This is a genomic window from Mucilaginibacter sp. KACC 22773, assembly GCF_028736215.1.
GTDB lineage: Bacteria > Bacteroidota > Bacteroidia > Sphingobacteriales > Sphingobacteriaceae > Mucilaginibacter.
The window spans coordinates 2,757,808-2,770,311 of the sequence record NZ_CP117883.1 but is presented as its reverse complement, the minus strand read 5'-3'; the positions used below and the strand labels follow the sequence as shown (position 1 = coordinate 2,770,311).

General features: G+C 42.9%; 7 protein-coding genes. All 7 read right to left on the bottom strand.

Going from position 1 to position 12,504, the window contains the following annotated elements:
* Window position 1 precedes the first annotated feature (1 nt).
* Entirely contained in the window at window positions 2-3,439 is a 3,438-nt protein-coding gene (locus tag PQ469_RS11765) for a SusC/RagA family TonB-linked outer membrane protein (protein ID WP_274213131.1), read from the bottom strand.
* Between the two features lie 163 nt (window positions 3,440-3,602).
* Complete coding sequence (locus PQ469_RS11760) at window positions 3,603-4,724, bottom strand: FecR family protein (RefSeq protein WP_274213130.1); 1,122 nt, start codon at window positions 4,722-4,724, stop codon at window positions 3,603-3,605.
* 194 nt (window positions 4,725-4,918) lie between these two features.
* Window positions 4,919-5,500: an RNA polymerase sigma factor gene (locus PQ469_RS11755; protein ID WP_274213129.1), complete on the bottom strand. Its 582-nt coding sequence runs from the start codon at window positions 5,498-5,500 to the stop codon at window positions 4,919-4,921.
* A 537-nt stretch (window positions 5,501-6,037) separates the two neighbouring features.
* On the bottom strand, window positions 6,038-7,171 hold the full coding sequence (locus PQ469_RS11750) for an efflux RND transporter periplasmic adaptor subunit (RefSeq protein WP_274213128.1): 1,134 nt from the start codon (window positions 7,169-7,171) through the stop codon (window positions 6,038-6,040).
* Window positions 7,172-7,181: 10 nt separating this feature from the next.
* Entirely contained in the window at window positions 7,182-11,534 is a 4,353-nt protein-coding gene (locus PQ469_RS11745) for a CusA/CzcA family heavy metal efflux RND transporter (protein WP_274213127.1), read from the bottom strand.
* A gap of 94 nt (window positions 11,535-11,628) precedes the next feature.
* Window positions 11,629-12,015, bottom strand: a complete 387-nt coding sequence (locus PQ469_RS11740) for a hypothetical protein (protein ID WP_274213126.1) — start codon at window positions 12,013-12,015, stop codon at window positions 11,629-11,631.
* Window positions 12,016-12,129: 114 nt separating this feature from the next.
* A complete protein-coding gene (locus tag PQ469_RS11735; RefSeq protein ID WP_274213125.1) occupies window positions 12,130-12,465 on the bottom strand; it encodes a glycoside hydrolase family 130 protein in 336 nt (111 codons plus the stop codon).
* Window positions 12,466-12,504 lie beyond the last annotated feature (39 nt).

Sequence of the window (12,504 nt, the reverse complement as noted above, 5' to 3'; positions counted from 1 at the left end):
ATTAAAATGTGGCTTGTATTGAACATGTTAAACTGCGGGCATAAGGGTAAGTAATGCCGCGCTCCGTTTCGATGCTTGATGAATGGAACACATCATTAACCGTAAGTGTAGCCCTAACCATTTGCATCCCTATCTTTTTAGCAATGCTTTTTTTGACGTCGTACGATAGGTTGAAAGAAGGAAGATCAATAGTATTTTCCTTTTGTATAAAGCGCGAGGTAGCATAAGAGGTACCCAAATCGGCAATGTTTTTATACAAGGCCACATCCCCGGGTTTCTGCCATCTTTGTGCAAGGGCGCGGCTATCAACATTAAAGCGGGGATCGGCGTTTTCAACCCGGTCAATCAAGGTTTGGTTAAACTGTTGGCCACCAAATTTGTAGTGAAAGGTAAAACTAAGCAAGAATTGCTTATAGGTGATATTGCTGCCAATATACCCTTCAACCTTGGGTTCAGAGTCACCAATGGGCTGCGTATCGGCGATATCATAATTGTAAGTTAAAGAACCATCCTTTTTAACCAGGATCTCTTTACCGTTTTCAAGATCGATACCTAATGATTTTACGCCCCAGATTGTATTGATGGATTGCCCCTCTGCAAAACGCAATAACGGGGTGCCCTGTACACCGTTACTGGCATTTGACTGATAATCATCAACACTTTTGTTATAAGCTTTTAACGCATTGGATATGCTTACTATTTTATTGGTATTATGCGATAAATTGCCAACAATGTTGATATTCAAGTCTTTAGACCGAAAGGCATTCGCGGTCAAATAAAGCTCATAGCCCCTATTACCCATATCACCTAAATTAGCTTTGTAAGTGCTATATCCTGTAGATGGCGCTATGTTAATGTCAGATAGTAAGCCTTTGGTCAGCTTGTAATAATAATGAGGGTTAAGTACTATACGGTCTTTAAACAAACCCAATTCCAATGATAAGTCGAAATTATTTGTCTTTTGCCATTTCAGGTCGGAGTTTCCATAGCCGTTAACGGTTGCGCCAACACCGGTTGAATACCAGTTGGATGTTTGGTAAGTATAAGTGGTATTTGACAACGATGGGGGGAAATCTACCGAACCAGTAATACCGGTTGACGCTGTAATTTTTAACCTTGAAATAGATGGAAAATTATTTTTAATAAAATCCTCATAATGCATATTCCAACCGATACCGGTAGCCCAAAAAGGCGCGAAACGCTGGTTTGAACCAAAAGCCGAAGAACCGTCAAGGCGGAAGGTAGCATCAAGTAAATACTTGTTTTTGAAGGAATAGCTACCACTAAAAAAGGAACCAATCAACCGGCTTGCAGCCTCATCTCCTGCAGGCGCCGCATTCGGCGTATAAGTACGGGCAAACCCAATGTTGGTAAATTTGTCATTTGAAAAGCCGCGGGCTTCAAACGCTTTATAACTTGAAGTAGCTGAGGTAATATTTGAACCTAAAGTGGCATTTACGGAATGATTGCCAAGTTGCGTATTGTAAACAAACCTTAAATTACCATCAAGCTTTAAAGAGTTGTTAACCACGTAATCGTAACTGCCCCTGTTTTGAATATCGGCAGTAGGGCCGTAAAAAAAACTGTTGCTTAAGGGCGATACAAATGCATCTGAGGTTCCTTTAGTATCGGTAACGCTCATTAAACCAATTAAACGCAGGCCTTTAAAAATTTTCCAATCGATTGAAATATCGTCCAAAAGCTCCAGGTATGCCGACTTGTTGAAGTTACCCAGGCTGGCTTCAAATAAGGGGTTGTAAACAGGTTCGTTCCTATACTGGCCGTATACCGGATCATTATAATGAGTATCAACAACCCAGTTAGCTATCTCCCTGATGTAATTGCCGTTTGCATCCTTTATAGGATAGTACGGGTTCATACTTACATAGGTAGAAAAATCGCCGTATTTTGATACAACAGAGTTAACCTGGCTTACAGTAACCTCGTTTTTTATCAAAACGTTACGGCTGGGATTGTAAAAGAAACTCATTCCGCCGGTATACTGGTTACGTGACGATCCTTTCATTACACCAGGATTGGTTTGATACCGTAAATTGATACCGTACCTGAAAGTAGAGTCGCCGCCTTCGGCATATAGCGAATGTTTGTGGCCATATGAATTAATAAGCGGTTGTGATAACCAGTAGGTATTTATACCACTCACTACATTGCGCAGTTTGCTGTAATATTCATTATCCAACTGATCCTGGCTTGATGCCGTGTTATTTACAGCACTATATAAACCTGCAAGCTTTTCGTACTGTAGTTTGTCGGCAGCGTTTAATACGTGATACCCGGTAAGGTCTGGCGCTTGTACTGTAAGCTGGTAGTTGTATGAAAGCTGCAATTTACCCGGTATTGGCGCTTTGGTTGTAATTACAATTACGCCGTTTGCTGCCCTTGAACCGTATACGGCGGTGGCAGCAGCATCTTTTAAAATGGTTACCGACGAGATGCGGTTCATATCCAAATCCACCACTTTTTCTAAAGAAACCTCAAACCCATCAAGTAAAAAAACAGGCAAATTGTAGGTACTTGACAGGTTATTACGATCAATGATTTCGCCATTTACCGATGGCAAAGTGGTTGAACCACGAACGGTGATCTTTGGTAGCGCATTAGGGTCAGATCCCAGCAGGTTGTTATCCGCAATTCTTAGCGAAGGATCAAATGTCGCTATACTTTTAATCAGGTTTTGAGGATTCACCCGCTGTAAGTCGTCACCCTTAATCACAATGGCACTACCTGTATAGTTGTCTTTTTTAATAACCTGGTAACCGGTTATCACCACATCGCTAATGGTGCTGTTTTTAGATAACATGTTTATCTTTAGATACTGCCCATTTTTAATGGTTACTTCTTTAGTTTGGTAACCAACATATGAGAATGACAATACGTCGCCCTGCAAAACACTTAACGTAAACTCGCCGCTGGCGTTAGTCTGCGTGTATTGGGCTTTATTTTTCACACTGATGTTAACTCCGATTAACGGAATATTTGCCGCCGAGTCGATCACCTTTCCCTGGATAATTACAGGGACAGCAAAGCTGCCTGTTGCGGCGCCCGGTACACGTTTTTCAGGAGCCTTACGACTAATCACAACAGTTTTATTGATAATGGTGTAATTCAAATCAAGACCCTTTAAACAGGTTGCTAAGGCTGTTTCCAGCGGGGCGTTATCGATATCAATGTCCAGTGTTTGTTTTAGGCTGATCTTTTCGGGGTAAAAGAACATATACCCAGTTTGTTTTTTGATGTCTTTAAAAATAGTTTCGAGCGACGCATTATGCCTTTTGATGGTTACGTTTTGCGCAAAAGTTGCTGCAGATAAGTGTAATGCACAAATGAATACAAATACTGTAGTTAGTTTGATGATAGCACGTTTTTGCTTTATCCCCCGTAATAAGCAAAGAAGAGGGTAAAGAAATTTTAATTTCATACTTTTGATTTAGAAATAGGTGATAATTAAGCAGGACACCGGTCAAAGTTTACTGCTTGCCTTTTTGATAGCCGGGAGATTAGCGTCTTTCGGCTTTTCTTTCTTTTTGCGGAGGTTTTTAGTATGATTTTATCATAGGCATAGCTGAGTTTTAAAGTTTAGTTTAATCATTAGTTGGATGTGGATTATAGGATACGATAAGGTTGTTATCTTTTTGTTCAAAATGAACCTGGTAAAGCTCCAGGATTTTTAATACATCACTTAAATTGCTGAACCTGGAAATTTCGCCATGAAATTTCTCGTCGGAAATAGTTCCAGAGTAGCTTACATCAACATTGTACCAGCGAGACACCTGGCGCATAATTGTTTTAAGATCATCGCCATCAAAAGAAAAAATGCCATTTTTCCAGGCAACTTCTTTTTCAGTATCAACCTCTCTTTTCAGCAAATCACCCTGATCACGGGATACGCTTTGCTGCCCCGGCGCAATTACGGTTTTAGCATCTTGATTACTAACTTCAACGGAGCCCTCAAGCAGGGTTGTTTTAATGCTGTTCTCATCAGCGTAAGCGTTTATATCAAAATGGGTACCCAGTACCCGCACGGCCTGAAAACCCGATTTAACTATAAATGGCATGGCCTTATTTTTGGCCACTTCAAAGTAAGCCTCGCCCGTCAACTCCACCTTTCGTTCTACGCCTTTAAAAACAGCTGGAAAACGAAGAGACGACATTGCGTTTAGCCAAACTTTGGTACCATCTGCCAGAATGAGCTGGTATTGGCCTCCTTTAGGGGTTGTTATAGTGTTGAAGCCTTCTGCCGCCTGGCCTTTTCCCTTTGCAGCATAGCTTAACTGGCCGTCTGCCACTTTAAGCACCGTTACATTACCCTGGGTTGCTATATTTCCGTTTTTGGCATTATTTAAAACAATTTTGACGCCATTTGCAAGCGTCAGGAAAGCTTTATTACCGCCAGGAAGAACATTCGCAATCTGAACGCCGTTCTGTTGGGCATCCGGCTTCTTTAAAAGCAGATAAAAGCCGAGCGATAACAAAATCAAGACAGACGCGGCTATAGGCATCCACAATTTCGCAGGACGTAATTTTTTAACATGATTACCTTCCTCCTCTTTTCCAAGTGATCCCAGTTCTTCGTCCATTGAATCTGAAAGATATTGGTCCAGTTCCCCTTTTTCGGCCAGGTGAAAAAAAACCTCCAATTCTTCGTCGGTCGACTTTTTCTCCAGGTATCGTTTTACAAGCTCTTTGTAATGATCTTTATCCATAAAAACAGATTTCTATGCCTAAGACAACGAAAACGTGCCTGCAGGGTAGCTGAATTTTATAAAAAGTTAAAAAGAAGTTAATATTGACGAGAATGGCCGCCAAATTGCAGCGCGACGACAGAAAAATCGGATATATGGAAAGGGTTGCCTGCCTAAAAAAGGAAACAATTGACAAATTCAGTCTATGCCAACGGCTAATAACGGGAGACTATTGCAAAAAAAACAGTCAAAGAGATACCAAGTTCTTTTTTTAAGGAAAAACTCAGTGCTTTCATAGAAGCTACCATATGATTTTTTACCGCATTCCGCGAAATTCCCAGTTCCTGTGCTACTTCGTCATAAGTTTTTTCCTGTTCGCGGCACATATGGAAGATTTCCCTTGTTCTTGGCGGCAGGCTTTCTAACACCCGTTTTAAGAATGTAAGGTATTCCTGGTGTATCAATTCATCTTCGGTACTATTTCTTGCCGCGATAAAGCTATTTACAACCAGACCCAGCGCAGCTTCGGAGCGAAAAGCCGCCTTCATACAATTAAGGGTATGGTTTTTTGCTATTGTATACAAATAGCTTTTAAAAGAGGTGACGGCCAAAAGGTTAGTCCTGTTTTCCCATATTTTTATAAATACTTCCTGCGTAAGATCTTCTGCCAGTAATTCCGAATGAACATATTTCATGACAAAATGATAAATCAGTGCCTTATACTTTCCAAATAAGCGGGCGAATGCCAATTCATCTCCTGCAATCATTTTTTGCAGAAGTTGCTGATCATCATACATGTGGCCTAATCTCACAGAATGTCAGAAATATCAATTTAATAATAAAACATACAGTAAATTCAAATTTAGTTAAATAAACAGGATTTTTAATAATAAATCAACCAACAAAAACACTAAATATATCCACGGGAGTGTAACAGGCTCAGTAGGCGCTGTAGTTACCTGTTACTCCACGGGTTATGCGCAAAAATGAAATTAAAACCGACTATCCCCGACCGGTAAAGGAATAAAGCGACCCGACCCAGCCGTTTAGAGCAAAACGCAAGCCGGCAACTAACCGATTGTGATAAACGGGTCCACGCTTCGGAAATTTTCAATATTTTCTTTAATGCTCCCACCGAGCAATCTGCAATATCCTCACCGGTGACTTCCATCAAGCCTTTCGCATCTCTTTTTCGCCAATGACTAAATGCAGCTGAGAACAAGCTGAAAGTCAGTGAACGGGGCGCAGTTGATAAAAGCAACCTTTCCGCCCCGTTTATACAGCCTTTGACTTATTTAGGTTGTCGCATATCTTTGCGCCAGGCGCGACGCAAACTATTCAGCCTTATTCTTCATCATCATTAATAGCGAATAGGCACCCTTGGTTACAAAAGCAGCATTCGAGGTCATGTCTTTTGTCGGCGAAAGAATTTCTGTAAACCCATTTTCACTTTCGCCCGTATTAACCAGAGTCATCTCAAACTGGCGGTCCCCAATAGCCTTATAGATATACTGTTTGCCCTCAAACTGCACAATTGCTTCGTTGGCTATGGTACAAGCCTGGGTGTTTTTCACTTGTATATCGGCATTCATATAGGTGCCGGGCACCAGTGTTTTATCATAGTTTTCAAAATGACAGTGCACATCCGCATTCCTGTCGGCAGAAAGGTCACGGCCGATCAGTAATATCTCGGCTTCGTGTTTTTTCCCCGGCTCATTGTTGGTATAGGCCACCAGCTTTTGACCAATGTATAATTTATCCAGGTCCTTTTCGTACACTTTCAGTGCCAGGTGGATATCTGTCGGGTTAACCAACTCAAACAGCACCTCGGTAGGTGATACGTACTTGCCGATGTTGACATTTACTTTTGATACAAAGCCATTGATAGGCGAATAGATATTTACGCTCCTCGATATTTTCAACGCGCTCATATTCCGAACGTTGATGCCAATAAGTTGCAGTTTTTCGGCAAGCGAGCTGATCAGCACCTGTTGGCTACGGTATTCGGCCTCGGCCTGCTGAAAAACTTTGTCGCTGCTGGCTTTACTCTGGTTAAGGTCTTTTTGACGGTTATATTCATTTTCAAGATAGCCTATCCTTGCCTTCGCGGTCAGATAATCCTGCTGCAACTGAATGTATTGCTGGTCTTCGATAACCGCGATCGCTTCGCCCTTGTTCACATGCATACCCGGTAACAGTTTGGTGGATTTTAAATACCCTCCTAAAGGCACACTAATGGAAACCATGTTTTGCGGGGGAACATCAATTTTGCCATTGAGTTTTAATACGGACGATATCTGTTTTTGCCCGATCTTGCCGGTGGCTATGGATGCGTTTTTTAGCTGTGCGGCTGTAAGTGTCACGATATTAGGATTAACTGTATTGTCTGTTGTTTCCGCTGTCGGTTTTTTGCCGCCGCAGGCCGATAAGGTTAACACGATTGCTGATAAATATATAATGGATTTCATGAGCTGAATTTTAGTTGTTAGAAAAATAGTTAAGTTGTATGGCCGCTTCATTGAGGTTGCGTACAGCCTCCAGGTAATCATTTTTGATCGTGGTAGCCTGGTTAACCAGCTGTGCCCATTCCAGGTAATTGATATTACCGGCCGCTATTTGCTGGTTGGCCGTATTGGCTATCAATTCAGCATTTTTTAAGGGTTTGCTTTCAAAATAGGATACAGTTTGCAGGTATTTTTTATATTGGAGATCTGCCGCCCGGTAACCTGATGTTATGTTTTGTACCTCTAATGCAAGATTACTCTCGGCTATCTGTTTATTCACCCGCGCACTGTTGATCCGGGCTTTTTGTGCATTGGCGAAAATGGGGATACCAATTCCCACCTGCACCGAATTAAACCGGTTTGAACCATTATACAACTTATTATCGGCACCGATACCTTTGATGCTGGTGTTGTTATATCCGATGGTAATATCCGGTAAAAGCCTGCTTTTTTCCACTCGTATTGCCGCATCCGCAATTTGCTGTTGCTGCGCTATTAATTTCACTGCCGGATGTTCCTTTAAATTGAGGCTGTCATTGACAGCAGAAAGACTTAATTTACGGCTGGCTCTGGTTGTTGTAAATACAGTAGTAGAATTCAGCAACAGCTGCAATTGCAATTGCAATATGGCTTCATCTTCTTTCAACTGGTTCAATTGCATTTGTACCTGCCCCAGCAAGGTTTCGGCGCTGGTTTTCTCCAGTATATTGGTTTCTCCTTTAGCCAGCCGCAACTCAGCCTTTTTATAAAATCCCAGGTACAGGCTGTCGGTATGCTGTAGTAACCACTTTTTCTGTTCCATATAAACCAGGGCGTAGTATACCTGGCTCACTTGTTTTTTTAACAGCGCTTCATTGACAGCAACACTCAATACACTGTTTTTCCAATCGGCTTTTAAAAGTTCCTTTTGCCTGCTGTAGACAGTGGGAAAGTTAAAAGACTGTGATATGCCAAACTTAGTGTCGGTATAATTGCTGTTGATCTGCCCAGTCTCGCCAAACAAGGTGGCCTGCGATATGTTGGCCGATGTGCCAATCAGCATTTGCTGGTATTTTACCTTTAGTTGCTCATGTTTCACCTGCAAATTATTTTTCAAAGCAGTATCAATAGCAGCTTTAAGTGTAATTGGTGTTTGTGCATTGGATGCCTGGCTTATCACAGTCAGCAGGATAATAGTCAGCAACATTGTGCTTTTTTTGCTAAGTACGGTTTTGAACCCTTTTTCAAACATGATGTACAAAACGGGTAATACAAATAAAGTAAGAAAAGTTGCAATCAGCAGACCACCTATTACTACGGTGGCCAAAGGCCTTTGCACTTCGGCGCCGGCGCCGTTACTGATGGCCATGGGAAAAAAACCCAATGAGGCTACAAATGCAGTCATGAGTACCGGCCTTAGCCTTACTTTGGTACCCATTAACACGATACGTTTCAAATCGGTCATACCTTCCTTTTTTAGTTGATTGAACTCGGATATTAATACAATGCCGTTTAGCACAGCCACGCCAAACAGAGCTATAAAACCCACCCCTGCACTGATGCTGAATGGCATGCCCCGCAATGCAAGGAACAGGATACCCCCGATGGCTGATAAAGGAATTGCAGAGTATATCAATAATCCGTGCTTGATGGAGTTAAAAGCAAAATAGAGCAGTAAGAAAATAAGCAGCAGCGAAACCGGCACCGCAATCATCAGGCGCTGTTTGGCAGCGTTCAGGTTTTCAAAGGCACCGCCATACGTTACATAGTACCCTGCCGGGAATTTGAGTTGCTGATCTACCTTGGCTTGTAACTCGTTTACAATGGTTTGTACGTCCCTGCCCCGAACATTAAACCCCACTACAATACGGCGTTTGGCATCCTCCCGCTGTATCTGGTTGGGACCATCCTTGATTTGCACATCGGCAAGTTGATACAAAGGGATATGCGTGCCTTGCGGTGTCGGGATCAGTAAATTCTGGATGTCCTTCAGGTCTTTTTTCTGCTCACCACTTATTCTCACCACTACCTCAAAACGCTTTTCACCTTCAAACAAGGTTCCGGTGCTTTGCCCGGCAAGCGCTGTATTAACCACTTTATTAATATCAGTGATATTGAGATTGTATTGCGCTATGGCATTACGATTATAATTAATGATGATCTGCGGCATGCCGGCAACTGCCTCAACATACAGGTTTTTAGCACCGTCAACAGTACTGATTATCTTACCCAGTTTATTGGCGTAAGCTGCAAGGGTATCCAGGTCTTCGCCAAATATCTTGCAAACTACATCCTGGCGTGCGCCGGTCATCAGCTCATTAAAACGCATTTGTACCGGAAACTGGAAGCCCGCGGTAACACCCGGAACAGCCTGTAAGGCCTTGCCCATTTTTTCGGAAAGCTCATTAAAGGTTTTGGCTGATACCCACTCATCCTTAGGTTTCAGGATCACCATCATATCGCTGGCATCCATCGGCATCGGGTCTGTGGGCACCTCGCCACTGCCAATCTTGGTAACCACTTTTTCTACTTCAGGGAACTGTGTTTTTAAGATATGGGCTGCTTTTTGGGTGTTAGCGATGGTTGTATTCAGACTGCTGCCTGTCAATACGCGGGTATCAACGGCAAAATCACCTTCTTCCAGCGCGGGGATAAACTCACCGCCCAGCGTAGTTAAAATATAGGCTGAAAATATAAATAAGCCTACAACCGTGAACAATACCATTTTCGGAAAAGCAATGATATAGCTAAGGCCTGACTGATACGCTATTTCTGCCTTAGTCATCAGCCGGTCTGAAAAGTTCGGTTTATGCTTAATCTTTTTACTCAAGCAGATGGCACTCATCATTGGGATATAGGTAAGGGATAAAATAAAAGCACCTAATAAAGCAAATGCCACCGTTTGTGCCATGGGCTTAAACATTTTACCTTCAATGCCCTGCAAAGTGAAGATAGGCAGGTACACCACCAGGATAATGATCTGGCCAAATACGGCGCTGTTCATCATCTTACTGGCAGCGCTGTTTACCTGCTTGTCCATGTGTTCCTGGCCCAGGGTGCCAATACCTTTAAATTGTTTACTATGGCTAAGTGTGTGCATAACCGCTTCCACAATAATTACGGCCCCGTCTACAATCAAACCAAAATCCAGTGCCCCCAGGCTCATCAGGTTACCGCTAACGCCAAAAAGGTTCATCATAATGATGGCAAACAGCATGGCCAGCGGGATCACAGAGGCGACAAGCAAACCTGCCCTGAAGTTACCAAGGAATAATACCAGCACAAATACTACAATGAGCGCCCCTTCAAGCAGGTTACGCTGCACTGTGCCGATGGCATTATTCACCATTTTCGTTCGGTCCAGAAATGGCTCGATTACTACTCCTTCGGGCATGGTTTTCTGGATCTGTACGATGCGCTCCTTGACATTTTTGATCACCTCGCTGCTGTTGGCGCCTTTCAGCATCATGACAACAGCACCGGCAACTTCACCTTCATCATTGTAGCACATAGCGCCAAAACGGGTGGCGTAACCTATTTTAACATCAGCTACGTCTTTAATAAAAAGGGGCGATCCGCCGGTAGTGGTTTTAATCATCGTATTGTTGATATCTTCGATACTGCCGATCAGTCCCTGGCTGCGGATGTAGAGCACAGTGGGCCCTTTTTCAATATATGCTCCACCGGTATTTTGGTTATTATTTTCCAGGGCCTTAAAAACATCGGTTATCGTGATATTATGCGAGAGCAGTTTATTAGGGTCAACCTCGATGGAGTATTGCTTTAGCTTACCGCCAAAGCTGCTCACCTCGGCAACGCCTTTAACACCCAAAAGCTGGCGGCGGACAATCCAGTCCTGGATGGTGCGCAGGTCGGTTTCATTGTATTTTGCAGCATAACCCTTTTTGGGGCGCACTACGTATTGATAGATTTCGCCAAGCCCGGTGCTTACCGGGCCCAGCTCCGGCGTGCCGATACCGGACGGTATCTGGCTTTGCACTTTTTGCAAACGCTCGGCAACCTGTTGCCTTGCCCAGTAAACGTCTGTGGCATCATCAAATACAATGGTAACCAGCGAAAGGCCAAACCTGGAAAAGCTGCGGATCTCCTTGAGTCCGGAAATATTACTATTGGCCTGTTCTATCGGGTAAGTAACTAAACGTTCGATATCGGTGGCCCCGAATGATGGGGCTACGGTAATAACCTGTACCTGGTTGTTGGTAATATCAGGTACGGCATCAATGGGCAGCCTGGTAAACTGGTAACTGCCATAGCCAATCAGGGCAATCACAAAAAGCCCTATGATCAGTTTATTCCTCACGGAAAAAGCGATGATATGATTTAACATAAAATAAGATCTTGAAAAATTAATAATTCAAAAAGTACTGCATAGCAGGAACAGCCATGCTAAGCATTGTACATAAAATTGAAAAGAGGATTAATTAGCAAGATTTTGGCGGCTGCCAAATGCTGGATAAATACGCAGAGTGATTAAACCAGAAATCGAAGACTTGTAATTTCGTTTCCGCTGAAAATATCACAGGAAGGGCCAGGGCCTGTAATAATTGAGGAACCAGCACCGGTGATGCGGTTGCCGTGCAATTATCCGCCGTTTTGAAGGGCAATTTCATGTCTTCGCTATAGTCTTTATCCCTTGGGCTACCGTGCATGTAGTGCATGTCAAGAAATTGCAGGAATGAAATGCTCTTGTTTTCCTTACGATGTTCGGCTAAGTGTTCAAAAAATACGGGCAATTTTAGCAACTGGTGGAGTTCAGTTGTCGAGAACAGGAAAACTGTTAAAAGCAATATGGCCGTGAACTTTTTCAAACTTCACAAAGGTAACAATTAATAAGCAATCGTTTTTTGATGCAAATCACATGATTATCAACTCTTCATCATTTAACGTTGTGTGGATACAAAGCTTTCCCATTTTGTTAAACCTTAAAGCGGCAGCAATTCGTCAGGAATGTCCAATCGCGCCACCCTGATATAATTATCGGCCATTCCGTAATAAATGTCAAATCTGTTTGGTGTACCCAGATCATCGCGCCGGTCAATGCCAGTCGGGAATACCACGCTTTGAACTATTCCAACCTTTTCCTCTGTAAGCATTGGCTCTAATATGGGAAAGGGCGAGCGATACAAAATCTTATCAGGCTTATTGATATCTAATACCATAATCCCGGCCGAATAGATTAAATGATGCGGCTCGGCCCCGACAGGCAGTGTTTGGTGTACCCCGTGATAAACCAACAGCCAGCCATGCTTGCACAGCACGGGCGGTGTTCCCGCACCGATTTTTTACCCAGCGAACCT

Bases quoted from the DNA above. Each gene is read 5' to 3' on its own strand.
- PQ469_RS11765 (WP_274213131.1), bottom strand. From the start codon at position 3,439: ATGAAATTAAAATTTCTTTACCCTCTTCTTTGCTTATTACGGGGGATA.
- PQ469_RS11760 (WP_274213130.1), bottom strand. From the start codon at position 4,724: ATGGATAAAGATCATTACAAAGAGCTTGTAAAACGATACCTGGAGAAA.
- PQ469_RS11755 (WP_274213129.1), bottom strand. From the start codon at position 5,500: ATGTATGATGATCAGCAACTTCTGCAAAAAATGATTGCAGGAGATGAA.
- PQ469_RS11750 (WP_274213128.1), bottom strand. From the start codon at position 7,171: ATGAAATCCATTATATATTTATCAGCAATCGTGTTAACCTTATCGGCC.
- PQ469_RS11745 (WP_274213127.1), bottom strand. From the start codon at position 11,534: ATGTTAAATCATATCATCGCTTTTTCCGTGAGGAATAAACTGATCATA.